Below are 25,888 nucleotides of genomic sequence, written 5' to 3' on the forward strand. Positions count from 1 at the left end.
GTCTGGTTCTGGCCGACCCGTGCCATTGGCCGGGCAGATGGCCCCAACGGAACGCTCAGCCGCTCGCACTCAGCCCCTCTTTCCCGCGGAAAATTGCGGTCAATGCTTCCTCGACTGTTTGCCGGCTCCAATCTCCCGGAAGAAACTCGATGTCGTACTCTCGGTGACCATCGAGCTGGGATGCCGCCGCCGTGCTTAAGGTTGCCTTGAAGCCCGTTGCATTGAGCGCAACCTCCAACCGGTCGACACGATGGACTACTTGGTCGACGACCATGACCTCGATGACGTCGGAATCGACTTCACGAGCGAGCGAGAAGCAATAGTTCTGCGCTGGGTCGTGGCAGTAGATGTATGCCATTCCATCGTAGGCATCGCTGCTTGCCGAGGTACCCACCGTGGTGCGTAGCTGCATCAATTTCGCTGGACCTGAGAATCCCTGTGGCCCCGGGTCGGGACGGAACAGTTGTGCGAGACGCTTGAACATCGACTTCCTCTGCGGTTCTGGGCGGAGCCTGCCGCTCCTCTATTTGGGCCGAATTCTGCCGTGATTTCGAACGCCCGCTTCTATGGGGACTTGTTTGTCAAGTCTTTCGATCAACATCTCAATGAACGGCGTTTCATGGTGGCACCTTCGTGTTGCTGAGCGGATGAGGCAGTGGCGGCATTGGTGACGCATCTTGATCCGAGGTCGGGGTGTGGCGAGCGTTCGAGCCAGTGCTCGGACGAACTTCTATCCGTGCAGGGTGCGCACACCTTGCACCTCATGCTGCATGCGCACGAAGCACACTGGCAAACCCCGGTTATCGGCGCGCCCCTTCTTTGGGGACGGTCACTTCTATGCAGTGACCCGCGGACGTTGCGGGCGCGTCGACCTTTGATCATGATGATGCGTTCCTTGGCCACCGTGCGTTGGAACAAGGCTGCTCGGGACTTCAGGCAGTGGCCGGCTTGAGCTGGGCTCCGGCCGGTATCTCGCCGTACTGCAGATAGCGCCACAAGGCGATCGCCAGTCTTCTCGCCAAGGCGACGATGCCTACGCGACGCACGCGCTTGCCGCCGCCAGCGAAGCGCCGGTTGAACCACTGGGTCAGGGCGCTATCGGGCTGCAGGCGCAGCCAGCTCCAGGCGAGTTCGACCAGCAACGCGCGCGCTCGCTTGTTGCCGGCCTTGCTGATGCCCTGCTCGATCTGGCTGCCGCCGCTGTCGTAGGGCGTGGGTGCCAGCCCCAGGCAGCCGGCCAGCTCGCGCCGGTTGGCGAAGCGCCGCCAGCCGAAGAGCTCCTTGGGACCAACACCCAGGCGCCCTTGGGTCCGATGGCGCGCAGCTGGGCCAGCTGCGCCACCAGCGGCTGCTTGCCATCGGCCAGTTCCTCGCGCCGCTCGGCCTCCATCGCCTTCACCTGCTGCTTGACCAACGCAAGCCGAGCGCTCTCGCGCTCGATCTCGCCGCGCAACACAGGCGGTACCTGCTCGCCATGGCGCGCCCACCAGGCGGGCCAGTCGCGTCCGCCGATGATGACGTGCGGGCGCAGGTTGTGCAGCACCAGCAGCGCGCCGATGCGGTTCATGTGGGAGGTGCGCTCCTGCGTCAGCCGGGCGAGCTCGCGGTGCGTGCGGCGCGCGTCTTCGTCCTCGGGCGTGGGCTCATGCACCACCGACCACACACGCTCGCCGCGATGATGGCGCAGCAGCATCGCCAGCAGCTTGTCGCCATCGAGCCGGTCGGTCTTGGCCCGCCTGGCGTGTCGGTTCACCTCGATGCTGGAGGAGTCGACCACGATGTTGTCCACACCCTGCTCGACCAGCCAGCGGTGCAGCCACCAGCCGTCGCGGCCTGCTTCGTAGCACGAGTGCACCTGGGCCTGCGGCGCGAGCTTGCAGCGCTCTCGGGCCTGGCCGATGCAGTGCGTAACTGCGGCCGTGTCGCCGGCGTCCACGTTGTACCGGCTCGGGCCGCGGTGGCCATCGCTCGCTGTCACCTTCCAGGACTTGTCGCCGAGCTCGAAGCTCGTGTACAGCTCGCCCTGGATCGCCGTATCCTCACGTTGTGGGACTGCTTGGGTTGTCGACATTTCCATCTCCTGCCAAGAAGTTAAGGAAATCCCGTTTTAGCCAAACGGGCCTCGCTCAGGTAGTCCCACATAGCATCTTCTGGCCGCGTGCGGTCTTCGAGACACGCACTGCTTTATCAGCTCACCACGTTGAGCTGCCCCTCATCCGAATTGACGGGAGGCGCAGGTTCTCGAAACGACCGTGTGAACCGCACACCGTTGAACGTATGCGTACAGCACTTGCAAGTAGGCGCCAAGCTTGCTGGCCCGAGATTTGGGTTCACGACTTGTAGAAGGCCAGACTCATCGACATAGAGCCCACTGAAGTACGATGACTCTCCTGTTCTGATGTAGTCCCGGCGTTCAGCATCGTTCGTTGCCACCAACCAGAAGATTGGCTCGGTGCAATCGAGCCGGCTGACGGCCTCTGAGTAAATCTCGGCCCACCGATTGCCTACCTTTGCCAGGAGGAACCTGAAGAGAGGGGTGTAGTCGCGACCGCGACGAGCCTTGCTATGCATAGGGGTTCGCATCGACTCATCGGATGCCCCTTGCTTCGAGTGCCTGTCGTCACGATAGTCACCACCGCTACGCCTGTTGGGTCGATGGGCCGTCGTGTTCTCTTTGCGAAATAGCGGTGACCTGTGCATGTCTACTGAAGGTTGCCTGGAAGCGGCCGTAGCCCGGCGGTTTGATGCCCATTGTTGGGCGCCGAGGCACGGACCGATTGTTCATGCCGCGCGGTTGGTGTGCACGCGCTTCGGGGCAAGACCGCTGAATCTTCGCAACAATGTCGCGCGGATGCCTCGAACTTCCGCTAGCGAGCGAATTTAGCCTTGCCTCCGAATGACCGCTCCTGGCTGCCGAAGGCGGCACTACATCCGCGGTGGCTTGGATCACGGTGCTTCGATCACGAATTGGGTGCTTTTCAGTTTGAAGTCAGTGGCATTTGGATAGCGCAAAGCGACCTCTCCAACTTTGCACTCTGCCCTCAGCGAACCGTCATTGGGTCGACCCGGCCTGGAGGGCGGTGCGAGTTCACATTCCATTCGCACCCGAGTACGGCCCCAACCGAGTCCGCCGTGCCGGATCTGAAGGCTCTTTCCCCTGTGCGCGACATCGAACCAGTACTCAAATCCGGGATCGCTGATGCTTGCAAGCGCGTTGTTGGTCTCGGGGGCATCCGGCGGTGCAAACCCCGTTGTCTGCTTGAAGGAGAACTGGCCGTATTGGTCAGTTTGGACCGCAAACGGTTGCGTGCAACCGGCTCGTCGTGCGCTGCTGCGGCTAAAAAGTTCTCCACAGCCAGAGACTATCGCGTTGACGATTGGTCGACCTTTGGTGGTTAGAACGCCTTGGACTTCGGCTTGTATTTCGGCGCGAGGCTCTTGGCCCAAAGATGGAAGCGACGCGGTCAGCAACGACATGAAACCGACGGTCCGCAGAAGCCTCATCTGTGTACTTTCTTCTCGCGTTGCTTGAGTGCAGGCATTCTTGCGTGTTCTGCCCGATGTCTGCTTATGGCCGATTGTTGCCCGCCGCGTGGTCAGTGCGCACGCGCTTCGCGAACGCCGTGGCAACATGCACCTCATGAGCATGCCCCTTCTGTCAAGTGCTATCGTCGCCGCCCTGCGCGACTCTTCCGACATCTCCCGATGGATATCGACGAACCATCCGGGCTCCATCATTCAAACCCCCACAAGCATGCTCGCTGGACCAAGCTACGGCATCTGTCTGGAGCATCGCGAGGCCGTGCTCTTGCTCATCGAGCACGATTGCCGAACGTCGGCCTACGCTTTGCTGAGGTCTGTCTACGAGGCCTACATGCGTGGACTTTGGGCTGAAGAGTGCGCGGACGAAACCGCGCTGGCGCAGATTGTGAGGACGAAGGAGCTTCCAACGATGGACACGGTGACGAAGCAACTCGACAAGGCGGGAGGAGATGCGACCTTTGCTCAATCAAAAGCGAAGGTCTGGAAAGCCATGTCGCACTACGCGCACGGCGGGCTTCGCCAACTCGAACGATGGGCTGGTGCCGATGGGATTGGCCCACGCCACCCTGACAGGGAAACCATCGAAGTGCTCCACCACGTCAACCTCTACGGCTTGCTTGCAGTACTGGGTATCGCTCGCTTGGCCCATGAGCCTACTGAACAACTTCAGGCTCTTCAGCAGAAGGTGTTGGCTTTCATCGCGAAGTTTGCCGACCCGACCTAGCGGTCGCTGTTGCGTCCTGCCCGTCGCGAGCGAGAAGCAAATCAATCGGCACCTCCTCAGACGCAAACGGGTTCTGGCCGAATCTAGCCGGTCGCGGCCTCGGAGCTTTGGACCCACAGCGGAAGCCCGTCGCAAAAAACTGCCGGACCAACGGACCAACGACGAACGCTCAAGGTTTACCTTCCTTGGCCGCCGGCCCGGAATGGCGACCTCTTATACCTCGAGGCTGCAGGCGAGCAAAGAATAATCCCGCGAGCGACAACAGTAGGAACAATCCCGCCATGAACGCAGGCTTTGTTTTGAAGTCGGCGAAGGCGGCCTGTTGCCTGGCCTCAGACAGAAGCGTTTGACTTCCTGACTCAACTGCCACCACCCAAGCCTCCTCGCCGAGTGTCGAAGGAGCAAACCAAACTGCAAGGCGTTTGATGGGCGCGTTCTTTAGTTGCGCGCACAGAGGTCTGACCCTTCCGCAAGAGGCCTGCTCGAAAGTACCGTCGACGCGCACAAACCTCGCTTGCGGCCACCGGGACTTTATGTACTCTGCGTCCACGATGGCCATCTGTGCCGTGTCCTTTGTCAGTTCACGGGGGAGCGTGAGCCATTGCGCGCCAAAGAAAAACGCGGCAATCAGCCCGACCGTGGAGATGACCTGCGGATAAGCGCGCGTCTGAATCATTGAGACCTGTTGGGTTTATCTAAGCTCGCACGTCGCGCAACGAACGTCTGCAATCCGGCCGCGGGCCGGTACACGCTGACCATCGCGAAGCCGTGCTCCTGGCCGAATGTAGCTGGCGCCGGGAGCACCTGTAAGGCGCCGAAGGCGGAAACTGGAGGGTCGTGACGAAAGACCGCTGTTGGCCGCAAGCCGCGCTAGCCCCAGAACCAAATCATGCCAAGGTGCGCGCTGCAGGCACGGTCGAGAAATTCGCGCAGGGCCTTGACATCAGCAAGTGCGTCCTGCGCAAGCTCTTGCTCATCACTCCCTGTCTCAGAAGCGTAGGCACGCGACCGCTCTTCCACCGTGGCCGCATCCAAGTCGCGCAATGCCGCTCGAAGCTCGGCTACCTGCGCTGCTCGAAAGGCGTGCGCATGCCCAAGCTGCACCTCGCCAAGCTCGACCGCCAGTCCAAGCATCTCTCCGCGGTATCGCCCCCCGACGTTGGGGAAGTTCGTGACACCGTCAACCTTGGCAGTAGTTCCGTTGAGGACGAAATAGAGCCCGCCCTTGGAGTACAGCGCCGTGCAGGCAACTTCGGATTCCGGCCAAGCGCATCCGAGCTCGACATCGACCTCCTTCGTCACCTCGCGCTTCGAGAACCAAGAGCCGACCTTCTCAGTCGTGGTCATCTTTGGGCGCCGACCCTCGATGAAATCGCGCGTGTGCGCAGTGTTGCCCCGTAGGTGGTCCAGCTGCTCATCGCTCACGGTGCACAAACTCAGGTCGTACCCCATCGTCTTCCTTCAAGTTGGGCGGTTGGTCTGAATGTCCGCAGTTGGCCGACTGTAGCCTTTCAAAGCTGTTTGCCCGTGCGTTATGCACCGCTGGTGTAGCTCGGCACCCACAGTCCAGCCATGCGCGCCGCCGACCACCGGCCACAGGTGGCTCTAAGCTTGATGGCGCCGCGCAGGGCTGCTTCCAGAGCGAGACCTTGATTTCGATATTTGCGAATTGATGGGAAGTTTGGTAACCTCGTCGAATGACGACCCTAAAAGCGCCTGGCAACGCAGGAGCGAAGCACACTACGGCACAACGAGTATCAGGGAGGCCCTATATTGGCACCCTAGAGTCCGCCGTCCTCGAAGCGCTCAAGAACTCTCAGCGAACAGCAAAGCGAGGGCTGCCGAGCGCGGCCCGGAAGGCCATCCAGACGGGCGCATCGCGCACCAAGGCGACCACCATCCGAGAGGTCGTGCAAGGCGTTGATCCAATGAAATTGGTTCCTCCTGGCCAGCAAAGCCACCTTTTTCTGGAGGACCTCAAGAAGCAAGGCTTGCTCACCGTTCAGACGGTTCGGATCCGACCCAAGGGCGAGCCAGATCGCCGCTTCGTTGTCGAGTATGCGGTTGACCCGCAAGAACCGACCGCCGTAATCCTTCGCGTTAGGCCTGCATCAACAGCTGAGCTCAGCGCCCAAAGCCCCGAAATGCTCACCACACAGCAAGCCGCGGATCGGCTCAATGTGAGCAGGCCATACGTGGCCCGCCTTGTTGATGATGGCACTTTCCAGGGCGTTGAGCGAACGCAATCTGGCCATCGCCGAATTCCACGGCAGGAAGTCGATCGGGTTCAAGGTGAAATGCGTGCTTCGCGTGAAGCTGCCTTCCTGGAAATGGACAGCATCACCACGAAGCAGAGGACGAGGGAGCTCAATGCCGCACGCGCCAAGTCAAAGCGTCCCTGGGTGAAGACCTCCTGATGGCGGCAGCTAAGCTGCAGCGCGCGGCCTTGGTCGCGCCGGGGCAGGTGCCGCTGGTGTACTTGGATGCAAACGTCCTAATTCCCGAATACCTGCGAAGTGTTTTCTTGGATCTTGCGCATGCGGGGCTCATTCAGGCGCACTGGGGCAAGCAAGTCCTGGTCGAGGTTCGCCGAAACCTCCTCAAGCCGAAGTTCGGGCAATCCGCCGCGAGCGTCGACAAGTTGCTTCGATTGATGGCCGACGCGTTCCCGGACGCATTGGTCCTTGGCAGCGAGACATTGGAGGCGAACTTCGCTGGCACGACTGACCCCAAAGACGCCCACGTGGCTGCCGGCGCCTTAAAGCTCAGCCAAATGATTCGCGGGGGCCAGTCAGTCGTGCTGGTAACAAGCAATATGAAGGATCTGCCACAGAAGGCATTTGCGGGGACCATGGTCCAAGTGACGAGGCCTGGAACGCTCCTCCACGATCTTCTCGCGGCGGACCCCAACGTCGCGAGGGTGCTAATCAAAATGATCGGCCGGTTCAAGGCCCCGCCCATCAGCCAGGAAGATCTGTTGGACGTCCTGTCTGCATCGAACTGCAACCAATTTGCTACCAGTCTCGCTGCGGCATGGGGCTTCACAAGAGGATGACCAGGGCGTGCTCACGCTTTTCCTTGAAAGTACAGCACCTCCTCAAGCTGAATAGGCCCCTTTGCAAGGTCGAGGCGCATCGCCGGTGTTCTGCCATCGTCACTGGCCTTACAGTAGTTGTAGAAGACTCGAAACGTTTCGAGGGTCATGGCCAGGTTTTCGGGCCGATACGCCGAGTGGCCGTGCCAGACGCGCCGGTCCTTGCTGGCAGTGATGATCGAGCGCTCGGCCATGGACAGGCGTCGGCGCGTCTGCATGAAAAACCGGTCAACCGCGTGAAGGCTAGCCTTCGAATAGAGCCGTGCCGCGTGCTCCTCGTCGTAGTCCCCAAGGTCCGTGAGCCAGCAGACCTTCTTGGCTGGCTCGCTCATGCTCGGCATCGGATGTTCGAGCCACAGGTCGTCATACTGACCCACTCGCGTCGCGCAACGCATTTCCCGCTTCATCAGTTCAACAAGCAGTTCGTCTTGGTCCAGGCCTGGATGGGTCTCCGCCTCCGCTTTCAGGCGATCTCGGGCAAGTTTGACCGCCGCTTCCTTGTCGTGGATGGTTGTTTCCTTGAGCACCGACACGTACCAGCCGTCAGCGGTTCGCTCCTTGATCCGGTCGACGAAAGCCGCCAGGAAGGCCGCCCGGATGCCACTGTCCTGGTCCATGTATACCCGCACCTTCTCGGCCCCCTGGAGCATGGCGGCAAGTAGCTGAAAGTGGCCGTGCATCGTGTACGACTCTCTGACCTGCATTCCGTGCGACGGCAGCGCCATGTCGCTGTTCTTGGATTCGGAGGCTTCGACGTCAGCCCGAGACTCAGCATCCTCGTAGGTTTCGGCAATCTCCATTGCAAGGCGATCCACCTGCGTCATCCTGCCGCCGCCATCAAGTCTTTTGGACCGAAGCCTGGCGCTGTTTGCCACCGCGGCAGCGTAGTCGCGCGCAAGCCAGACTCGCGCATACTTCCTGAAGGGCTCATAGACCCGAGATCGCCGGCGGCATTTGCTTCCCGCTCAACCTGCAGCGGATCCATGGAGGGATCGAAGTTGAGGTGGAAGCCGAAAACGTAGCCGCTTTCCAGGTCCGCACTGGCAATCGCATTGAGGACCACGTTTCGTCGATCCCTTCGACTCGACCAGTTCACGTTGTGGGCCTGGCGGTCAACCGCGATACATCTTGGGGAGGGTCATACCCTGGAGCAGGCGAAGCTCCCTGTCACCAGAAAACGCCAAGCACTGCCGGTGGATGAAGGCAATCTTCCCGTAGATCGTCTTCGGATCAAGCTCGGCCATCTCGAAGACACCGAACGCGGCGCGGCTCTGGTGGGAGAAGCACGTCTCGCTCTCTCGCCGCCCTGACCGCCATGCTGCCGGGCGATGAGGCCGAGGGAACCGTCGAGGAGATCATTCGCAAATACGAAGGCGACGATCGGCGAGCTGGGGGGAACGTCCGCATTTGGACGACTGTCGCCCTTGATGGCGCGAGCCTCCTCGGTCTACATACTGCTGGGCCTCGCATTCGTCGCGCCCGGCGTTCGAGCTGGCAGCGACTACGCTGACGCGTTGATAGCGTCCTTCAATGCTTTGCCTGCCGTGAATTTCGGCGCCTTGCTCGCCTTGATCGTCATTTGCTCGCCGGTCGATGGATTGCGGCCGGTGCGCTCGGCACGGCTCGCGACGGTGAAATTGCCAAACCCGATCAGCTGCACGGGTTCCCCGCGTGCCAGGGCCCGCGTCAGGTTTTCAAGTGCCGAGTCGAGTACGCGGCCAGCATCGGCCTTGCTGAGGCTTGTGTCCGCGGCGATCGCGGCGATGAGTTCGGTCTTGTTCAAACTGAGGTTCCTTTTGAAAACGTGATGAGCAGGGTAGCTTCATCGGAGCTCGACCCACACGAGCTCACGCGTATCCTGAAGGCAGGCAGTGACGGCGTGCCCAAGCTGCTCAGTTGGCGGGGAGGCCCTCCGTGAAAACGGTTGCCTGCCGTTCCGCAAGAGGGACTTCGGATCCTACACAAAACTTGAATTGCGAATGGGTTGCTCGTTCGATGAGCACCGCAATGAAAGCCAAGCAGAATGCGGCTCCGACGAGATGCTCACTGGGTTATCCACAGAGTCGTGCACCGGTCAAGGGGAAAACAAGGCCTTGACATTCGTGTTTTGGTGCAGTGCACAATGCCTTTCCTCATTGGTAGACTCACGTTCCGTGTGCGTTGGGCCAGTGCAGTGCAGCACGCCATGTTGGTGCGACGCCTGCTATCTTTTCCACAGCAAGATGCGAGCGGCAACTCACCTGCCGCGGGCCGTATGGGACAAGAAATCGCAAAGCTGGTGATGGTTCGGTGCTGACCCCGAGTGGGCGGGCGAGGTCCGCATCATTCAGGAGCCGCGCAGCGCTTAGCGTTGTGCACTGACCTCTGGTCCGGCAACAATCGGCCAACAGCCTTGAGGGCGACCTCTCCACGCAAGAGCGGCTTGCGCGCATCAGGGCGTGGATGGGAGACCATAGGCTGCAATGCGAGCGACCGTAGCGAGCTTGCCAGTTCTCCGGCCGCAGTGCGACGGAAGAATACGGCCGGGACCGGACCTCCGGGGCGGACCGCCCAAAGCAGGTTCTTCGGAATCTTCGGAGAGCATGCAGTTGGAAGTCCGTCGAACGGTCTGATTCGAAAGTGCGTAGCTGCCGCCGCTGATGAAATTCTTCCCTTCTGGCTGCGCTCGTCGGCGCCCGGCAATTACCTCCCCGCCAGCTCCGCCAGCCGTCTGCCGGCTTCCTCCGACCTCAGGGACGCTTCGTAAGCAGTCCGGCCTGACACCTCGTCCCATTCGCCCGCGCAAATGGCGTTGATGTGGTGCTTCATCGAGCGGACCGCCTGCGCATCGCAGCGCGCGATGTGGTCCTGGTAGATGTCGACGCGCGACTGAAGCTCACTACGCTCCACCAACTCCGTCAGGAACCCGGTTCGAAGCAGCTCCTCGCTCTCCATGGTCATCCCGGTGAGGAAGATCTTCTTGGCGGCTGAGCAGCCAAGCCGCGCGGCGAAGCGTCGCAGCCCGCCAGGGTAGTAGTGCAATCCGAACCTCGCGGCGGGCATGAACAGCCTGCAACCGCGAACACCGATGCGGAAGTCGCACGCGAGCGCCAGGTCGGTGCCCCCGCCATAGGCGCTGCCGTTGAGCGCACACAGCGTAGGAATCTCCAGTGACTCCAGCGCATCGAGCATGTCCTCGAAGGATCGATCCAGGCGCGCGCCGATCTGCCCGAGCGTGTATCCCGAACAGAACGTCTTCTCGCCTTCGCCGGTGAGAACAAGCAGCCGCACGGAGGGATTGGCCCGGATTTCATCGAGATGGCGCAGGAGGACCGCGGGGTCGTCCGGATCGATGCGGTTGTGCTGCGCGGGACGGCGCAGCGTGATGGTCGCCACCGAGTCCACGATCTCCAGCGTGGGTGCCGAGCCGATGTTCATGCGCTCGCTCCCTGCGCATGCTGCACGACGACGCCTTTGCGAGCGAGCGCTTCCAGGTCACGTTGCGCATATCCGTGTTCGCGAAGCACCTCGAACGTATGTTCCCCCAAGACGGGCGGTGCGCGGCGGATCGATCCGCCCAGGCGGCCGTCGAACGTGACCGGGCTGCCCACTTGCCGGATCGTGCCGAGCTGCGTGTGCTGCATCTCCTCCACGAGTCGCGAATGGACCACCTGCTCATCACCGAAGACGTCGGCCAGGTTGTTGATGGGCCCGGCCGGGATGTCCGCCGCGAGGAGCCGCTCGCTCCATTCGCGGCGGCTGCGCTCCTTCAACTTCGCCTCGATGATGGCCTTGAGTTCGACGCGGCGCTCCATCCGCGCGGCGTTGGTTGCGTAGCGAGGATCGTCGACCAGTTGCTGCAGCTCGAGCACGTCGCAAAGCCGCTTCCACATCTCCGCTGTCGCCGGCGCGATGTTCAGGGGGCCGTCGCCTGTTTCGAAGACACCATACGGGGCGATGACTGGGTGCGTGTTCCCGGCGAGCGCCGGCACCTCGCCGAGGCTCAGGTAGCGCTGCGCCTGGACGCTCATCAGCCCGACCAGGCCGGCAAGCAGCGAAGTTTCCACGCGCCGGCCGCGACCGGTCGTGTGCCGTTCCGCGATGGCGGCGAGCACGCCGATCGCGCACCACATGCCGGCGGTCTGGTCGCCAATGGCCACCCCCACCCGCACCGGACCGGACTCGGCGCTGCCGGTGACGCTCATCAGGCCTGAATAGCCCTGGGCGATCTGGTCGAAGCCCGGACGGCCGCTGGCCGGTCCCGTGCGGCCGAAGCCGGTCACGCTCGCGTAGATCAGGCGCGGATTCGCGGCCGCCAGCGTTTCGTAGGCGAGGCCCATCGCTTCCATGGCGCCAGCCCGGAAGTTCTCCACGACGACATCGCAGCTTCCCGCCAGCTCTCGCAACAGGTCCAGCGCCGCAGGGTCGCGGAAGTTGACGGCGATGCCGCGCTTGTTGCGGTTTCCGCTCAGGTAGTACGCACTGGTGCCGCGGTCGAATGGCCCCCACTCGCGGATCATGTCGCCGCCGGCTGGCTCGACCTTGATCACATCGGCGCCGAGGTCGCCAAGGATCATCGTGCAGAAAGGCCCGGCCAGCGCGCGGGTGAGATCCAGGACGCGCACGCCGGACAGGGGCAGGGAAATTGGGTCGGTCACGTTTTCTCCACTTGTCACATCGCGGAAGCCAGTCTATATTGCATACAACCGTAATGCAACCGTTGTGCAATTAAGGAGCCCCATGCGCAAACCCAACATCCTCTTCATCATGGCGGACCAACTGTCGGCCCCCGCCCTGCCCTTCCACGGCAACCACGCAGTGAAGGCGCCGCACCTGCAGGCGCTCGCCGAGCGGTCCGCCGTCTTCGACAACGCCTATTGCAACTTCCCGCTCTGCGCGCCGGCGCGCTTCTCGCTCCTCGCGGGCCAGTTCGCGACGCGTATCGGCGCCTTCGACAACGCCTGCGAGTTCCAGGCGGCCACGCCGACGCTGCCTTACTACCTCGCCCAGCAGGGCTACAAGACCATCCTCAGCGGCAAGATGCACTTCGTGGGGCCCGACCAGAAGCACGGCTTCGAGGAGCGGCTCACCACCGACATCTATCCCGCGGACTTCGGCTGGGTGGCGGACTGGACGGAAGGCGAATTCAGCTTCTACTCGCCGGGCCACAACCTGAGCACGGTGGATGAAAGCGGCTCCTGCTACCGAAGCCTGCAACTCGATTTCGACGAGGAGGTGGAGGCCAAGTCGATCCAGCGCCTGTACGACCTCGCACGCGATGACGAGCAGCCCTTCTTCATGTGCGTCTCGTTCACGCATCCCCACCCGCCGTACCACGTCCCGCCGGAGTACCTCGATCGGTACAAGCCGGAAGAGATCAACCTGCCCAATGTCGGCGACATGCCGATGCACGAGCGCGACAAGCTGAGCCAGTGGGTGCAGTACTCCCACGGGCTCGACAAGGAAGGAGCGACCGACGAGCAAGTCAGGCGCGCGCGGCATGCGTACTACGCGATGGTCAGCTACATCGACGACAAGGTCGGGCGCCTTCTGGAAACGCTCAAGCGCGCCGGCTTCGACGACAACACGATCGTGGTGGTCACCTCCGACCATGGCGACATGCTGGGAGAACGCGGCATGTGGTTCAAGCGGGTGTTCTTCGACTGGTCGGCCAAGGTGCCCCTGCTGGTCTTCGATCCCCGGGCACCCAAGCCGCGGCGCATTGCAGAACCGGTTTCGCACGTGGACCTGCTGCCGACCCTGGTGGACTACGCCACCGAGGGGAAGGCGCCGGCCTGGGTCGAGCCGATCGATGGCCGCAGCCTCGTGCCGCTGGTCGCCACCGGCGATGAAAGTGGCGAGGCGGAAGCCTTCGTCGAATACACCGCCGAAGGGGTGACCGGCCCCTGCTGCATGCTCCGGCGCGGCAAGTACAAGTACGTATACACGCACGGCCATCCCGACCTCCTGTTCGACATGGAGGCCGACCCGAACGAACTGGTCAACATCGCGCAGCAGCAGCCGCAGGTGGTCGCCGAGCTCAAGGCGCGCGTGCTCTCCCGCTGGGACCCCGAGGCGATCACGCAGCAGGTGCTGGCCAGCCAGGCGAGGCGCAAGTTCATCAACTCGCTGCCCGACGCCATGCAGCCGGTCTGGGATTACCAGGCCACCACCGACGACACGCGCCGCTTCGTGCGCCGCGGCAGTGCGCGGGTGATCAAGGTCAAGAAGCGCTGGCCGCCGCTGGCCGCCGCCGGGAAATGAAAGGAGCCGCAGCATGACTCAGGACAAGCTGATTGCGGACACGGATCCGCACCGCCTCGCGCGCGCCCTCAGTGGGTACAACCTGATCGGCGGCGCACTGGTCGAGGCACGATCGGGGCGCACCTTCCCGGTCGTCAACCCCGCAACCGGCCGCGAGATCGGGCATGCCGCCCACAGCGATGCGAGCGACGTGGACCGGGCGGTCGCCGCCGCGGCAAGCGCCCAGCCTGCGTGGGCCGCCACGGCCGCGCGCAAGCGAGGCACCCTCGTGGCCGAATGCGCGCGCCTCCTGGCCGACCACGTGGAAGAACTCGGCCGGCTGGTCGCACTCGAGACCGGGAAGGCCTTGCGCACCGAGAGCCGCGTGGAGGCTTCGGTCGTCGCCGACGCACTGCAGTTCTACGGCGGCCTCGGCTCGGAGCTCAAGGGGGAGAGCGTCCCATTCAGCCCCGACATGCTGACTTTCACCCAACGCGACCCGATCGGCGTCGTGGGCGTGATCATTCCGTGGAACGCGCCCATGATGCTGATGGCGCTGAAGATCGCGCCGGCCCTGGTGGCAGGCAACACGGTCGTCGTGAAATCGGCGGAAGAGGCGCCGCTGGCGGTTCTGCGCGTATGCCAGATCCTCAACCAGAAGCTTCCTCCGGGTGTGCTGAACATCGTCTCCGGCCTTGGGCCGGACTGCGGGGCACCCCTCGTCGCGCATCCGGCAGTCGGCAAGGTGACGTTCACCGGCTCGGTCGAGACCGGCCGCATCGTCGCGCGCACCGCCGGGGAGAAGCTCATCCCCGTCACGCTCGAACTGGGCGGCAAGAGCCCGATGATCGTGATGGACGATGCCGACCTCCCCAAGGCCGTCGCCGGCGCGGTCAGCGGCATGCGCTTCACCCGGCAGGGCCAGAGCTGCACCGCAGCCAGCCGCATCCTCGTGCACGAGAAGGTCCACGACGAATTCGTCGCCATGCTCAAGGCGCGCGTCGATGCGATGAAGATGGGCGACCCGCTGGACGAGGCGACGGACATCGGGACGATCATCTCGCGGCCCCAGCTCGACAAGGTCCTGAGCTACATCGAATACGGCCGCTCCGAACCCGGGTCTCAGGCGCACGAATGTTCGCAGCTGCCCGCGGACGAAGCGCTTCGGGCCGGGCTTTTCGTGCGGCCGGTCATCTTCACCGGGCTCGACAACACCTCCCGCCTCGCGCGGGAAGAGATCTTCGGCCCCGTGACCTGCGTGATCCGCTTCTCCAGCTACGAAGAGGCCCTGAGCCTGGCGAACGACAGCGACTTCGGGCTGGCAGCGACCATCTGGACGCAGGACCTGAGGACGGCGCTGGATGCCACCCGGCGACTGCATGCCGGCTTCGTGCAGGTGAATCAGAACATCGTCGTCCAGCCTGGCCTGTCCTATGGCGGCGTCAAGCAATCCGGCCTGGGGCGCGAGGCCTCGCTGGAGGCGATGCTGGACCACTTCACCCACAAGAAGACAGTGATTTTCAACATGACCTGAGCAGGCTTGCTCAAAGGAGACACCATGGCTGTGATCGGTTTCATCGGACTGGGCAACATGGGCTTTCCCATGGCATGCCGATTGAAGGAAGCAGGGCACGAGGTGCGATGCTTCGACGTGAGCGCGGGCTCCATGGAGCGCGCGCATGAGGCGGGGCTGCAGCGGCGCGCATCGGTCGACGAAGCGGTGGCCGGCGCGCAGGTCGTGATCACGATGCTGCCCAGCGGCCGCCATGTGCTGGACGTGCTCGCGGCGCGGGCGCTGCCCTTCGCCCCGGGTGCGCTGGTCATCGATTGCTCGACGATCGATGTCGCATCCTGCGCCACCTTCCACGAAAGCTTGCAGGCCAAGGGCCTGGTCACGCTCGACGCCCCGGTCTCAGGCGGCGTCGGTGGCGCCGCCGCGGGGACGCTCACCATCATGGCGGGCGGCACCGAAGCCGCCTTTGCGCGTGCGCTCGACATCCTGTGCGCGATGGGCAAGAACATCGTTCACGCCGGCGCGGCCGGCGCAGGACAGGCCGCGAAGATCTGCAACAACATGCTCGCAGGCATCTCGATGCTGGCGGTGTCCGAGGCACTGCACCTGGCCAAGCGCCTGGGCCTCGATGCCAAGAAGTTCTTCGAGATTGCCTCGACGTCTTCGGGCCAGTGCTGGGCACTCACCAGCTACGCACCCGAGCCCGGCCTGGTGCCGTCTTCCCCCGCCAATCGCGGCTACGAGGGCGGCTTCGCGTCCGAACTGATGCTCAAGGACCTGCGCCTGGCCGAGCAGGCCGCCGTCGGAAGCCACTCGCCTGCGCTCCTCGGCGCCGCGGCCGCTTCCGTCTACGCGATGCATTGCGCCGCGGGCCGGGGCCGGCTCGATTTTTCTTCCATCATCCAGATGCTCGGCGCTGCGCAGCCCGCGCATCCCTGAGCGAACCGGACAAGGAGACGAGCATGAAGATCATCCGTCGCACCTTCAACAGCGCGATCATCGCGCTGCTGTGTACCGGCACTGCGGCATTCGCGCAAAAAGACACCGGCAAGCTCATCGTGGGCTATCCGGCAGGGCAGTCCGTCGACGCGGTCGCCCGGCTGCTTGCCGAACGCCTGGGCCTGGCGATCGGCCGCACCCTGATCGTGGAAAACATGCCCGGCCAGGCCGGCAGCATCGCGCTCGAGGCGGTCGCCCGAATGCCTGCCGACGGGAGCGTCATGACCTTGTCCGCTTCCGCGGCTGTCGCCGGCAATCCGGTCCTTTACAAGAACGTGCGCTACGACAGCGTGAAGGACTTCGAGCCTGTCGGTTTGATCTATGACGCGCCGCTCGTGCTGATGGTGAACAGCAGCGTGCCGGTCAAGTCGCTGGAGGAGCTGATCGCCTACGCCAAGGAGAACCGGGGCAAGGTGAACTACTCGTCGCCGGGCAACGGCTCCGTGTCGCACCTCGCCATGTCGGAGCTCATGCGGCGCACCGGCATCGAGATGACGCACGTGCCCTATCAGGGCGCGGCCAAGTCGCTCACCGACCTGGCCGCAGGCCAGGTGCAGGTCTCGTTCGACGCCTACGCCGCGGCCCAACCCTTCCTGGCGGGCGGGAGGGTGCGCGCGATCGCCGTGAGTTCGAGCGAGCGCATTTCGGTGCTGCCTTCGATTCCGACGGTGGCGGAGAGCGGCCTGTCCGATTTCGATCTGGTGCCGTGGGTCGGGCTGCTCGCGCCCGCCGGTACGCCCAAGGCCGTCGTCGACAAGGTCAGCGAAGAGCTCGCGAAGATCGTGCGCTCGCCGGACTTCTCGCAGCGGATCATCGGCCTGGGAGCGCGGCCCCGATTCAAATCGGCTGCGGAGTTCAAGAGCTTCGTGCGGGTCGAAGTCGATCGCTGGGCCACCGTCATCAAGGGCTCCGGGGCCAGGCTGGAGTGAGGCGATGATCGCACTCGGCTGCGCCGCCCTCGCGGGCGAAACCCGGCACCGTCGTGTGCTGGAGAACGGCTTCAGCTTCCATCGAAGCGAGTGGATGCAAAGCGATCGCGGCCCGGGGCTGTCTCCGACCGTCTTCCTCGTGGAGCAACCGCCGAATGCCGTGCTGGCGCCGCACTTCCACACCCAGAACCAGTTCCAGGTGGTCAAGGAGGGCAGCGGCACCCTGGGTGCGCACGCCGTGGGCCCCGGGTCGCTTCACTATGCCGGCGCGTTCACGGGCTACGGGCCGCTGGTGGCAGGCCCTGCCGGCCTGAGCTATTTCACGATTCGTGCGGTGTACGAAACGGGCGCGAATTTCCTCCCGGCCGCACGGGACAGGCTGCCGCGCGGACCGAAACGGAATGCTCATGGGCCGGTGCACGAGCCCTTGGCGTTGGAAGCGCTTCGCGCCCTGGCATCGGCGCGCCGGGTCCCGTTGATCGCGCCGCAGGACGGCCTCGAGGCCTATGCGCTGCAGCTCCCGCCTTGGTCGCCACTCGAGCCGATCGAAGCGCGCGGCTCGGGCCAGTTCCAGCTCGTCCTTGCCGGAGCGCTCGAAACCCCGCAGCGGCGGCTGCAGGCGTGGGAAAGCCGCTTTCTTTCACCTGGTGAAGATGCAGGTGGCTGCGCCGCCGGGGCAAGCGGCGTTCACCTGCTCGTGCTGCAGATGCCGGCCATCGCGCCCGAATATTCGGGTGGCTGAAGTGCCCGCCATCTCTTGTATAACGATTGCATGACATCAGAGAAGTCCAACGCATTGCGCAAGCGCGGTCCGCAGCCGCTATCGGCCGAGCAGGTCTGCGAGCGGATCCGCGCCGCGATCCTGAGCGGGGAGCTCAAGCCGGGGTCGAAGCTCACGGAGCAGGATCTCGCGGCCGAATTCGAAGTGAGCCGCACGCCGATCCGGGAAGCCATCCGCCAGCTGGAAGTGGAGCGCCTGGTCAGCCGCACACCCTTCGTGGGCGTCACGGTGACCCAGCTCAGCCCGGAAGAAGTGATCGAGCTGCTGGACATCCGTGAAGTCCTCGAAGGACTGGTGGCCCGGCTTGCAACGGAAAACATGGACAGCTTCCACCTGCAACGATTGAAGAAATCACTGCAGCAGCTGGCCGCGAGCGCCAGGAAGAGCGACGTCGGCGCGTACCTCGATCAGGCGCTGGCGTTCCGGCGTGCGCTCGTGGAATGCTGCGGCAGTGCCACCTTGTCGGAGCATGTCATGGCGATCGAAAACCGCCTGCGTCTGACGGGCAGCCGCACCGCGCTGTTGCCGGGGCGCATGGAAGCTGCCATCGAGGAGCATGAGAAGTTGCTGGACGCGATCGTGCGCGGCGACGCCAAAGGTGCCGAACGACTCAACCGGGAGCGCATCCGGCACATCCGCGACGCGGTGGCGAAGTCGATTTCCTTCTCCATCCTGTAGCGCCCCGGCGCCGGCGTCGCGCGCCCTTGCTCAAGTCCGGTAGGAGGCCCCGCGCTCGCGCTCGAGCTTGCGCAGCAGGCCCGGCCACTCCAGCTTGCCGACTTCCATGAAGCCGCCGGGCCCCAGCATCTTGCGGCCTTGGGCGCGGGTGTGCCGGATGGTGGCGTCGGACAGCTCGTGCAGCGGCACTCCGCCGGCTTGTCCATCGATCTGGTACTGGCATGCCGTCTCCAGGCGCAGCATCCAGCAGAAGGCCTCTGCTACGCTACGGCCCACCGTCAGGGCGCCGTGGTTGCGCAGGACCAGCACACGGCCTTCGGGGCCGAGGTCACGCACGAGGCGCTCGCGCTCGTCTTCGTCGAGCGCCGTGCCCTCGTAGTCGTGGTAGCCGAGAAAGTCCAGCATGACGCAGGCCTTCTGGCTCAGGGGCCGCAGACCCATGGCCTGCATCGCGATCGCGTTGTTCGCACGGGTGTGGCTGTGCATGACGCACACCAACTCCGTCTGCGCCATATGGACGGCGCTGTGGATGATGAACCCGGCGGGGTTGAGCAGTGACGGGTCCCCCTGCACCACGCGGCCATCGAGGTCGACCTTGATCAGGGCCGATGCCGTCATCTCGTCGAACAGGGTGCCCAGCGGATTGACGAGAAAGTGATGTTCGGGCCCCGGCAGCATCACGGAGATGTGGGTCGAGGCCAGGTCCGACATGCCATGGAGATCCGTCAGCTGGTAGCAGGCGGCGAGGTCGCAGCGCAACTGCCGCTCGGCGGCATCCATGCCTTCAGGCCTGGCATGCGAAGAAAGTTGCGCGATATCGTTGTTCATTTCGTTGTCTCCTTGCTATGGGTGGGTTCGGTGCCGAGCGATCGGGACATCGCGATCCAGCGGGCGAGATCCGCCTGCACGAAAGCCTGTGTCTCGGCCGGCGGTGCGGGCTGGATGACCAGCCCCAGGTCTCCGAGGCTGGCCCGGACATCGGGAGCCGCGAGCGCCTCCGACAGGACACGGGCCAGCGTGGCGACGACCTCCGGCGGCATCCTGGCTGGCCCCATCAGGGCGAACCAATTGGAGATGGCCAGGTCGGGCATGCCCTGTTCGACGACCGTCGGCACGTCCGGCAGCGACGGGACCCGGGTGCTCGAAGTGACGGCGATCGCCTTGATCTTGCCCGATCGAACCTGCTGGACGACCAGGGGCACGGTCATCGCGGTGACACCGATCTCGCCCCGCACCAGGTCCGTCATGACCTCCGGCTGGCCTCGATAGGCCACGTGCGTGAGTTCGATCTTCTGCTGGCTCTTGAGCAACTCCATCGTGAAGAAGGGCGTCGTGCCCCCGCCGGCAGAGCCGTAGTTGACCTGGCCCGGCCGCACCTTGGCGAACTCGACCAGATCAGGCAGTGAGCGGACCGGCAATCCGTTGCTCACGATGATCGCCTGGGGGATCGTGCCGATCATCCCGATCGCGCTGAACGCGGTTTGCGGCTGCCAGGAGGGCGCTGCCGCGCCGGGCGGCGCCATGGTCGTCGGGCCGCTGGCCACGACCAGCGTGTACCCATCGGGCGCCGCACGCGCCACGGCCGAATAGCCGATGCTGCCGGCGGCACCCGCGCGGTTGTCGACGATGAAGCTCTGCTTGAAGCGCTCGGAGAGATGCTGCGCGAGCCGGCGTGCGATGACATCCACGATACCGCCGGCGGGGAACGCCGAGACGATCGTCACCGGACGCTCCGGATAGCCCGCGGCAGCCGCTGGTCCCAGCGGCATCACGCATGCAGCAAGGAACAGGGCCAGAGTGCGTACGCCTGCACGGCGGCGCGTGCATGCGGAAGTCTTGCTGATCGCTCTGCGCATCGTGATCTCCTTCGGTTGAAGGGCGCCCGTGACGCCATCACTCCTCGCTGCGGAATCCCGAGGTTTGCACCACGGGACGCCAGAAGTCGCGCTCCGCGCTCAGCGTGCGTTTCACCGCGGCGCCAGGCAGGCCCGTCGCCTCCAGACCTGCGCGCGCCATCGCGCTGCGGACCTGCGGTTGCTGCATCGCGGCCACGAAGGCACGCTCCAGGCGCTGCACCACCTCCGCAGGGGTGCCTGCAGGCACGAAGGCACTGTAGGAGGCGTTTGCATGCTCGAATGCATCGATGCCGGCCTCCCGCGCGGTCGGGACATCGGGCAGGGATGCGTTGCGGCGCGTGCCGGAGACCGCCAGGATGCGCACCTTGCCGGCACGATGGAGTTCCAGCTGGCTGGCCAGGGCGTCCGCGCTCAAGGGAACGTGCCCGCCGATCAGGTCCGCCACGAGCGGTGCGCCACCCTTGTACGCCACGGGCGTCAGCGGAACACCCACGGTCTTGGCCATGCCGAGGACGGCGAAGTGCAGTGTCCCGCCGAGGTTGGTGAGCCCCACGCTCCCCTGCGAAGGGTTGGCGCGCACCCAGCTCAGGTAGTCCTGCAATGTCTTGTACGGCCGGTCCGCACCGGCGGAAATCACCGTGGGAACCTCGGCGAGGTGGCTCACGGGGATGAAATCGCGATCGACGTCGTAGGCAAGCTGCCTGTAGGTCATCGGAAAGATGACCAGCGGCGCGTTGGAAGACAGCAGCACGGTCCTGCCATCGGGCGGGGCGCGCTTCACGTACTCGATGGAGATCCGCGTGGCGGCGCCGGGCCGGTTGTCCACGATGACCTGTTCCTCGCCGCCAAGGCGCAGCTGCTCGGCGAGCGCCCGCGCCAGCGTGTCGAGCGCACCCCCGGGCGGAAATCCGACGACGAGACGCAGCGGATGGGCGCCTCCGACCGATGCCTGCGCAGGCGCTTGCGCCTGCGCAGGGCCGGCTGCAACGGCAGCGATCCACGCGGCGGAAAGGAAAATCCGAATCACGTTCATCACCACGCCTCCTCGTTCGGCCAACGGGACACAATATTCCTGGCAGCCTCGAATACCGCCGCAGCGGCAAGAAGATCCGACTCCCGGCGCAGGCGCCCCACCAACTGCAGGCCGATCGGTAGTCCGTCGCTGCCGAAGCCGCAGGGCAGCGTGATGGCGGGGTGGCCGGTCAGGTTGAACGGCATGGTCCACGGGAACCAGTTGGACCGCACCTCGTCGAAGAGCCGTCCATCGATCTCGAGCTTGCCGAACAGGTCCTGGTCGATCGGAACGGCGGTCCGTGCCAGCGTGGGAACCACGATGAAGTCGTTGTCACGCAGCAAGTCCTGCACATGCCGGAAGAGGCGAGTGCGAGCGAAGTTCGCCTTCTGGTAGTCGACGGCGGTGTAGTCCTTCGCGAGCGCGAGCTGCTGAAGGAGGGAGGGGGTCAGCTGATCCGGCTGCTCCTCGGCCATCTTCCCGAACCGTGCTTTCCAGACCGTGTGATTGATGGTGCGCCAAAGTGGCTCGACGTCGAAGTCTGTCGACGGCCCCATCTCGGCCAACTCCGCGCCCAACTCCGCCAGGAGCTGCAGTGCGGATCCAAAGCAGGAAGCAACGTCGGACGCCATAGGCCTGCCGGGCGGCATTCCCGCGAACAGGATGCGCTTGCCCCGCAAGTCAGCCACGGAGCGCATGTCCTTGAGATAGTCTTCCGCCCGGGCGCCGGCAGACCAGGGGTCGCAGGGATGCTCGCCCGCCATGGCCTGCAGCATGAGGGCGGTGTCGGCGACCGTACGCGAGATCGGTGTGACGTAGGTGAGATTGCCGATGGCGTCCTCCGCCTGCGAATGCGGGACCAGCCCGATCGACTGCTTCAGGCCGACGACTCCGTTGCAGGCTGCCGGAATCCGGGTGGAGCCTCCACCGTCCGTTGCGATCCCGATCGGGGCAAGTCCAGTCGCCACCGCCACCGCTGCGCCGCCGCTCGATCCGCCGCTCGTGCGCTCGGGGTGCCATGCGTTGCGCGTGCGTCCGAACAAGGGTGCATCGGTCAGGCATTTGGCGCCAAACTCCGACGTGGTCGTCTTTCCGACGAGGATGGCACCGTGCTGCCGCAGCCGGGAGATGGCTGCCGCGTCCTCGGTCGGGACGTTGTCGGCGAACAGCAGCGAACCGAAGGTGGTCTTCACGCCCTTCGTATTGACCAGGTCCTTGCAGGCGTACGGAATGCCGTGGAGCAGTCCGGTGGGCTCGCCCCGCATGACTGCCCGCTCCGCAGCCTTCGCATCGCGCATGGCTTCGTCGGGGCACAACGTGATGAAGCAGTTGAGCTTCGGCTGCAGCCGTGTCGCGCGATCCAGCACGGCCCGGGTCACTTCGACGGGAGAGACTTCACGGTGCGCGATCGCTTCGCGCAGGCGTACTGCTGTCCAAAAGCAAAACTCTTCGGCCATGCACCCTTCCTCTGTCAGACACCGGCACGTCCAGCCGGCATGCGCCGAAGGGTGCCATCCGGCTGCCGCACGGTCCAATACTCGTTCACAATCCACTCATATCAGAAGCGTATGGGCATGGACCTCAAGAGCCTGCGTTACTTCGTGGCCGTGGCGGAAGCTCGCAGCGTGGGCAAGGCAGCCCAGCGGCTGCACATGGCGCAGCCACCGTTGTCCGTCCAGATCCGCAACCTGGAGGCCCAGGTAGGGACTGCGTTGTTCCTGCGCGAATCGACGGGGATGCGGCTCACCGACGCGGGGAGCGCCCTGTTCGCGCGCGCTCGCGAAGCCCTGGCCCTGGCTTGCGACGGCTACGAGGCTGCGCGCGCGATCGGCTCCGGACGACGCGGCCTGCTGGCGGTGGGCTACATGTTTTCGTTGGGTTACGCCGTCCTGCCCAAGCTCGTCCCGCTCTTACGTCGCACCCTACCCGAAGTCGAACTGCAATTCGTCGAGATGAGTGCCGCCACTTGTGAGGCCCAGATCGTCGATCACAAGGTGACCGTCGGCTTGTGCATGCCGCCGATGCAGCGAGTGGAAGTGGCCAACACCATCGTCGGCATGCAGCCGCTGCGGCTCGCCATGCCTGCACGCGCGCCGCTCGCGCGTCTCGCTTCGGTCCCCATCGAACGGCTCCAGGGCCAGAAGCTGGTCGCCCTGCCCAAGCTCAAGGAGAACGCGGACACGTCGCTGGTGGCCGCACTGCTTCGCCGGCACCAGGTGACGATGCAGGTGGTCGAACGTGTGGAGACCGTGCACGCCGCACTGGCTCTCGTGCTCGCTGGTGAGGGGTATGCCCTGGTTCCGGCATGCGCTGCGGTTGGCCGTCCTCCGGGTGTCGCCTTCCGGAAGCTGAAGGGCGTCAGCGAAGGCTTCGACGTGGCTGTCTGCCGGCGCCACGATCTGGACAGCCCCTTTGTCGAACCGTTCATCGCTGCTGCGAGGCAGGCTCTGCGATGAGGCCGCCTCCAGGCATCGCTCGGGCGCGATGTCCGACCGCGTCTGCGTGCTGGCCTACGGCATCGCCGGGCGATCGCGGAGTGCGTCTAGCCATGCGGTCCAGCGCTTCGACCGCATCGATCGGCAACTCCAGCTTCGCCGTGGCCAAGTTTTCGTGCAGATGGCCGACTGACGAGGTGCCGGGAATCAGCAGGATGTTGGGGGAGCGGCGGAGGAGCCAGGCAAGCGCTACCTGCATCGGCGTGGCGCCGAGGCGTTGGGCGACGTCGGAGAGGCCAGATGACTGAACTGGGGTGAAGCCGCCGAGTGGGAAGAACGGAACGTAGGGAATGCCATCGCGTGCCAGGTCGTCGATCAGCGTGTCGTCGTTGCGATGCACGAGGTTGTATTGGTTCTGGACGCAGACGATGCTGCAGATGCGGCGCCCCTCGGCGACCTGCGTGGGCGTCACGTTGCTCAGGCCGATATGGCGCACGAGGCCCTGGCGCTGCAGCTCGGCCAGTGCCGTCAGCGGTGCCTCGATCGACCCCTCGGCCGGGCCCTGCGCGTCGAACATGATGCGCAGGTTCACGACCTCCAGCACGTCCAGGCCGAGGTTGCGCAGGTTGTCATGAACCGCCTGTGTCAGCTCGTCGGGCGAGAACGCCGGCAGCCAGCCGCCGGTGTCGATACGCCGCGCGCCGATCTTGGTGACGATCACGAGGTCCTTCGAATAAGGCGCGAGTGCTTCGCGGATGATCTGATTGGTGACGTGTGGGCCGTAGAAGTCGCTGGTGTCGATGTGATCGACACCGCTCGCGACCGCTTCGCGCAGCACAGCCAGCGCCGCCTTGCGATCCTTGGGCGGCCCGAACACGCCGGGGCCGGCGAGTTGCATGGCGCCGTAGCCGAGCCGGTTGACGGTGCGGTCGCCGAGCGTGAACGTGATGTTGGTTTGCGTGCTGGACATGGTGGTTCTTTCCTGGAGCTGAGGAGATGAAGCGAGGTCGTGCGTGGATGAAGAGAAGTGCTGATTCGAACCCCTGAGGCCCAGTCTAGGCAGCTCGCTCCTGCTTGATAACCCACCATAATCAGCACAAGCTGTGCGGGATTCGAAACAATGAAAGTCGACCTCGGGGATCTGCATGCCTTCGTGGCGGTGGCGGGGGCGAAGGGCTTTCGCGACGGCGCACGCCTGAGCGGCGCGAGCGCGTCGGGCTTGAGCGAGGCGGTGCGCCGGCTGGAGACTCAGCTCGGCGTGCGGCTGCTTCACCGCACGACTCGCAGCGTGCGGCCTACAGAAGCGGGAGAACGTCTGCTCGAGCGGCTGGGGCCCGCGCTCACCGAGGTCGAGGCGGCGCTCGACGTGGTGAACGGCTTTCGCGACCGGCCGGCCGGCACGCTCAAGCTGAACGTGCCTATCAGCGCCGCGCGGCTCGTGCTTCCGTCAATCGTGCCGCGCTTCCTCGCCGCCTATCCCGACATCTCCCTCGAAGTGATTGCCGAGGATGGCTTCGTCGATGTGCTGGCAGTCGGCTGCGATGCCGGCATTCGCTATGACGAACGACTGGAGCAGGACATGATCGCCGTGCCGATCGGTCCACGCTTTCAGCGGTTCGCCGTCGCGGCCGCCCCAGCCTACCTCGATCGTCATGGCCGTCCGGACCATCCGCGCGACCTGCTCGGCCACACCTGCCTGCGCGGGCGTTTCGCCAGCGGGTTGATGCCTCCGTGGGAGTTCGAACGCGACGGCGAGGTGTTGCGCGTTGATGTGGCCGGGCAGCTGATCGTGCGGCTCGGCGCCTCGACCGATCTTGCAGTGGACGCAGCGATAGCCGGCGCCGGCGTGATCTACCTGTTCGAGGACTGGCTGCGGCCTCACCTCGAAAGCGGCGCGCTCGAGCCGATCCTCGAACCCTGGTGGCTACGCTTCTCCGGCCCATTCCTTTATTACCCTGGCCGCCGGCTGCTGCCAGCGCCGCTACGGGCATTTGTGGATTTCATACAAAGCACGTCCTGAGCGTCCGCTTGCCGGCGCGATCAACGCCGGCCTTGGGCCTCTTCGTGATGGCGACGCTTCCGGCTTCTACAGTCGGCCAGGA

General features: G+C 64.6%; 26 protein-coding genes and 1 pseudogene. 12 read left to right on the top strand and 15 right to left on the bottom strand.

The window, feature by feature from the left end:
- Positions 1–55: 55 nt before the first annotated feature.
- The 3 genes and pseudogenes from BLS74_RS28795 to BLS74_RS35340 form a co-directional block, all read right to left on the bottom strand.
- Positions 56–484 (bottom strand): hypothetical protein, encoded by a 429-nt coding sequence (locus tag BLS74_RS28795; protein ID WP_093110617.1) that lies wholly within the window; start codon positions 482–484, stop codon positions 56–58.
- Between the two features lie 448 nt (positions 485–932).
- Positions 933–1,142 (bottom strand): hypothetical protein, encoded by a 210-nt coding sequence (locus tag BLS74_RS35335; RefSeq protein WP_244504069.1) that lies wholly within the window; start codon positions 1,140–1,142, stop codon positions 933–935.
- A gap of 12 nt (positions 1,143–1,154) precedes the next feature.
- Positions 1,155–1,487 (bottom strand): annotated as a pseudogene (locus BLS74_RS35340) (transposase); the annotation flags it as partial.
- On the opposite strand from BLS74_RS35340, the gene BLS74_RS35345 reads away from it, so the two are divergent.
- Together BLS74_RS35345 and BLS74_RS28810 are read left to right on the top strand one after the other, a co-directional pair.
- Positions 1,475–2,095: a hypothetical protein gene (locus tag BLS74_RS35345; RefSeq protein ID WP_244504062.1), complete on the top strand. Its 621-nt coding sequence runs from the start codon at positions 1,475–1,477 to the stop codon at positions 2,093–2,095. The pseudogene BLS74_RS35340 and the gene BLS74_RS35345 sit on opposite strands and share 13 nt — an antisense overlap.
- A gap of 1,449 nt (positions 2,096–3,544) precedes the next feature.
- The gene (locus tag BLS74_RS28810; protein WP_170855758.1) at positions 3,545–4,267 is read left to right on the top strand and encodes a DUF6988 family protein; all 723 of its coding nucleotides are present in this window, start codon (positions 3,545–3,547) and stop codon (positions 4,265–4,267) included.
- 169 nt (positions 4,268–4,436) lie between these two features.
- Here BLS74_RS28810 and BLS74_RS28815 read toward each other — a convergent pair whose 3' ends face one another.
- Both BLS74_RS28815 and BLS74_RS28820 read right to left on the bottom strand, forming a co-directional pair.
- A complete protein-coding gene (locus tag BLS74_RS28815; protein WP_093110623.1) occupies positions 4,437–4,943 on the bottom strand; it encodes a hypothetical protein in 507 nt (168 codons plus the stop codon).
- A gap of 194 nt (positions 4,944–5,137) precedes the next feature.
- Positions 5,138–5,719: a hypothetical protein gene (locus BLS74_RS28820; RefSeq protein WP_093110625.1), complete on the bottom strand. Its 582-nt coding sequence runs from the start codon at positions 5,717–5,719 to the stop codon at positions 5,138–5,140.
- Positions 5,720–6,195: 476 nt separating this feature from the next.
- Here BLS74_RS28820 and BLS74_RS34870 point away from each other — a divergent pair, with 476 nt between their 5' ends.
- Both BLS74_RS34870 and BLS74_RS28830 read left to right on the top strand, forming a co-directional pair.
- A complete protein-coding gene (locus tag BLS74_RS34870; protein ID WP_212733717.1) occupies positions 6,196–6,684 on the top strand; it encodes an excisionase family DNA-binding protein in 489 nt (162 codons plus the stop codon).
- Positions 6,684–7,322 (top strand): PIN domain-containing protein, encoded by a 639-nt coding sequence (locus BLS74_RS28830; protein ID WP_093110629.1) that lies wholly within the window; start codon positions 6,684–6,686, stop codon positions 7,320–7,322. The genes BLS74_RS34870 and BLS74_RS28830 overlap by 1 nt, the downstream gene beginning before the upstream one ends.
- Positions 7,323–7,333: 11 nt before the next feature.
- Here the strand turns inward: BLS74_RS28830 and BLS74_RS28835 are convergent, their stop codons facing one another.
- The 5 genes from BLS74_RS28835 to BLS74_RS28850 form a co-directional block, all read right to left on the bottom strand.
- Positions 7,334–8,185: a hypothetical protein gene (locus BLS74_RS28835; RefSeq protein WP_093110631.1), complete on the bottom strand. Its 852-nt coding sequence runs from the start codon at positions 8,183–8,185 to the stop codon at positions 7,334–7,336.
- A complete protein-coding gene (locus tag BLS74_RS34105; protein ID WP_139191781.1) occupies positions 8,182–8,424 on the bottom strand; it encodes a hypothetical protein in 243 nt (80 codons plus the stop codon). Before BLS74_RS34105 ends, BLS74_RS28835 begins: the two co-directional genes overlap by 4 nt.
- Positions 8,425–8,862: 438 nt before the next feature.
- The gene (locus BLS74_RS28840) at positions 8,863–9,144 is read right to left on the bottom strand and encodes an HU family DNA-binding protein (RefSeq protein ID WP_093110633.1); all 282 of its coding nucleotides are present in this window, start codon (positions 9,142–9,144) and stop codon (positions 8,863–8,865) included.
- Between the two features lie 899 nt (positions 9,145–10,043).
- Positions 10,044–10,778, bottom strand: coding sequence for an enoyl-CoA hydratase/isomerase family protein (locus tag BLS74_RS28845; RefSeq protein WP_093110635.1), 735 nt, complete (start codon positions 10,776–10,778; stop codon positions 10,044–10,046).
- Positions 10,775–11,998 carry a CaiB/BaiF CoA transferase family protein gene (locus BLS74_RS28850; protein WP_093110637.1) on the bottom strand — a complete coding sequence of 408 codons (1,224 nt, stop codon included), beginning with the start codon at positions 11,996–11,998 and terminating at the stop codon, positions 10,775–10,777. The genes BLS74_RS28845 and BLS74_RS28850 overlap by 4 nt, the downstream gene beginning before the upstream one ends.
- An 82-nt stretch (positions 11,999–12,080) precedes the next feature.
- Between BLS74_RS28850 and betC the strand changes: the two genes are divergently transcribed.
- Genes betC through BLS74_RS28880 form a run of 6 tightly spaced genes read left to right on the top strand, consistent with a single transcriptional unit; the run spans position 12,081 to position 18,483 of the window.
- Positions 12,081–13,604, top strand: a complete 1,524-nt coding sequence (gene betC / locus BLS74_RS28855; protein WP_093110639.1) for a choline-sulfatase — start codon at positions 12,081–12,083, stop codon at positions 13,602–13,604.
- 13 nt (positions 13,605–13,617) lie between these two features.
- On the top strand, positions 13,618–15,117 hold the full coding sequence (locus BLS74_RS28860; RefSeq protein ID WP_093110641.1) for an aldehyde dehydrogenase family protein: 1,500 nt from the start codon (positions 13,618–13,620) through the stop codon (positions 15,115–15,117).
- 6 nt (positions 15,118–15,123) lie between these two features.
- A complete protein-coding gene (gene mmsB / locus BLS74_RS28865) occupies positions 15,124–16,035 on the top strand; it encodes a 3-hydroxyisobutyrate dehydrogenase (protein WP_280142679.1) in 912 nt (303 codons plus the stop codon).
- 23 nt (positions 16,036–16,058) lie between these two features.
- Entirely contained in the window at positions 16,059–17,024 is a 966-nt protein-coding gene (locus BLS74_RS28870; RefSeq protein WP_093110645.1) for a Bug family tripartite tricarboxylate transporter substrate binding protein, read from the top strand.
- Between the two features lie 4 nt (positions 17,025–17,028).
- Positions 17,029–17,766 carry a hypothetical protein gene (locus BLS74_RS28875; protein ID WP_093110647.1) on the top strand — a complete coding sequence of 246 codons (738 nt, stop codon included), beginning with the start codon at positions 17,029–17,031 and terminating at the stop codon, positions 17,764–17,766.
- Between the two features lie 54 nt (positions 17,767–17,820).
- Complete coding sequence (locus BLS74_RS28880) at positions 17,821–18,483, top strand: GntR family transcriptional regulator (RefSeq protein ID WP_170855759.1); 663 nt, start codon at positions 17,821–17,823, stop codon at positions 18,481–18,483.
- A gap of 30 nt (positions 18,484–18,513) precedes the next feature.
- On the opposite strand, the gene BLS74_RS28885 is transcribed toward BLS74_RS28880, so the two are convergent.
- Genes BLS74_RS28885 through BLS74_RS28900 form a run of 4 tightly spaced genes read right to left on the bottom strand, consistent with a single transcriptional unit; the run spans position 18,514 to position 22,808 of the window.
- Positions 18,514–19,311 (bottom strand): class II aldolase/adducin family protein, encoded by a 798-nt coding sequence (locus tag BLS74_RS28885; RefSeq protein WP_093110651.1) that lies wholly within the window; start codon positions 19,309–19,311, stop codon positions 18,514–18,516.
- Positions 19,308–20,339 carry a Bug family tripartite tricarboxylate transporter substrate binding protein gene (locus BLS74_RS28890; RefSeq protein WP_093110653.1) on the bottom strand — a complete coding sequence of 344 codons (1,032 nt, stop codon included), beginning with the start codon at positions 20,337–20,339 and terminating at the stop codon, positions 19,308–19,310. The genes BLS74_RS28885 and BLS74_RS28890 overlap by 4 nt, the downstream gene beginning before the upstream one ends.
- A gap of 37 nt (positions 20,340–20,376) precedes the next feature.
- Positions 20,377–21,372, bottom strand: a complete 996-nt coding sequence (locus BLS74_RS28895; RefSeq protein WP_093110655.1) for a tripartite tricarboxylate transporter substrate-binding protein — start codon at positions 21,370–21,372, stop codon at positions 20,377–20,379.
- On the bottom strand, positions 21,372–22,808 hold the full coding sequence (locus BLS74_RS28900; RefSeq protein WP_093110657.1) for an amidase: 1,437 nt from the start codon (positions 22,806–22,808) through the stop codon (positions 21,372–21,374). Before BLS74_RS28900 ends, BLS74_RS28895 begins: the two co-directional genes overlap by 1 nt.
- Positions 22,809–22,925: 117 nt before the next feature.
- On the opposite strand from BLS74_RS28900, the gene BLS74_RS28905 reads away from it, so the two are divergent.
- Positions 22,926–23,807 (top strand): LysR family transcriptional regulator, encoded by an 882-nt coding sequence (locus BLS74_RS28905; RefSeq protein WP_093110726.1) that lies wholly within the window; start codon positions 22,926–22,928, stop codon positions 23,805–23,807.
- Here BLS74_RS28905 and BLS74_RS28910 read toward each other — a convergent pair.
- Positions 23,776–24,756, bottom strand: a complete 981-nt coding sequence (locus BLS74_RS28910) for an aldo/keto reductase family oxidoreductase (protein ID WP_093110659.1) — start codon at positions 24,754–24,756, stop codon at positions 23,776–23,778. The two genes, BLS74_RS28905 and BLS74_RS28910, sit on opposite strands and share 32 nt — an antisense overlap.
- 150 nt (positions 24,757–24,906) lie before the next feature.
- Between BLS74_RS28910 and BLS74_RS28915 the strand changes: the two genes are divergently transcribed.
- Positions 24,907–25,806, top strand: coding sequence for a LysR family transcriptional regulator (locus BLS74_RS28915; RefSeq protein WP_093110661.1), 900 nt, complete (start codon positions 24,907–24,909; stop codon positions 25,804–25,806).
- Positions 25,807–25,888: the final 82 nt, after the last annotated feature.

The sequence above is a fragment of the Variovorax sp. CF079 genome, assembly GCF_900101545.1.
GTDB lineage: Bacteria > Pseudomonadota > Gammaproteobacteria > Burkholderiales > Burkholderiaceae_C > Variovorax.

Coding starts and splice junctions, on each gene's coding strand:
- BLS74_RS28795 (WP_093110617.1), bottom strand. CDS start 484: ATGTTCAAGCGTCTCGCACAACTGTTCCGTCCCGACCCGGGGCCACAG.
- BLS74_RS35345 (WP_244504062.1), top strand. CDS start 1,475: ATGGCGCGCCCACCAGGCGGGCCAGTCGCGTCCGCCGATGATGACGTG.
- BLS74_RS28815 (WP_093110623.1), bottom strand. CDS start 4,943: ATGATTCAGACGCGCGCTTATCCGCAGGTCATCTCCACGGTCGGGCTG.
- BLS74_RS28820 (WP_093110625.1), bottom strand. CDS start 5,719: ATGGGGTACGACCTGAGTTTGTGCACCGTGAGCGATGAGCAGCTGGAC.
- BLS74_RS34870 (WP_212733717.1), top strand. CDS start 6,196: ATGAAATTGGTTCCTCCTGGCCAGCAAAGCCACCTTTTTCTGGAGGAC.
- BLS74_RS28830 (WP_093110629.1), top strand. CDS start 6,684: ATGGCGGCAGCTAAGCTGCAGCGCGCGGCCTTGGTCGCGCCGGGGCAG.
- BLS74_RS28835 (WP_093110631.1), bottom strand. CDS start 8,185: ATGACGCAGGTGGATCGCCTTGCAATGGAGATTGCCGAAACCTACGAG.
- BLS74_RS28845 (WP_093110635.1), bottom strand. CDS start 10,778: ATGAACATCGGCTCGGCACCCACGCTGGAGATCGTGGACTCGGTGGCG.
- betC (WP_093110639.1), top strand. CDS start 12,081: ATGCGCAAACCCAACATCCTCTTCATCATGGCGGACCAACTGTCGGCC.
- BLS74_RS28860 (WP_093110641.1), top strand. CDS start 13,618: ATGACTCAGGACAAGCTGATTGCGGACACGGATCCGCACCGCCTCGCG.
- BLS74_RS28870 (WP_093110645.1), top strand. CDS start 16,059: ATGAAGATCATCCGTCGCACCTTCAACAGCGCGATCATCGCGCTGCTG.
- BLS74_RS28875 (WP_093110647.1), top strand. CDS start 17,029: ATGATCGCACTCGGCTGCGCCGCCCTCGCGGGCGAAACCCGGCACCGT.
- BLS74_RS28885 (WP_093110651.1), bottom strand. CDS start 19,311: ATGAACAACGATATCGCGCAACTTTCTTCGCATGCCAGGCCTGAAGGC.
- BLS74_RS28890 (WP_093110653.1), bottom strand. CDS start 20,339: ATGCGCAGAGCGATCAGCAAGACTTCCGCATGCACGCGCCGCCGTGCA.
- BLS74_RS28895 (WP_093110655.1), bottom strand. CDS start 21,372: ATGAACGTGATTCGGATTTTCCTTTCCGCCGCGTGGATCGCTGCCGTT.
- BLS74_RS28900 (WP_093110657.1), bottom strand. CDS start 22,808: ATGGCCGAAGAGTTTTGCTTTTGGACAGCAGTACGCCTGCGCGAAGCG.
- BLS74_RS28905 (WP_093110726.1), top strand. CDS start 22,926: ATGGACCTCAAGAGCCTGCGTTACTTCGTGGCCGTGGCGGAAGCTCGC.
- BLS74_RS28910 (WP_093110659.1), bottom strand. CDS start 24,756: ATGTCCAGCACGCAAACCAACATCACGTTCACGCTCGGCGACCGCACC.
- BLS74_RS28915 (WP_093110661.1), top strand. CDS start 24,907: ATGAAAGTCGACCTCGGGGATCTGCATGCCTTCGTGGCGGTGGCGGGG.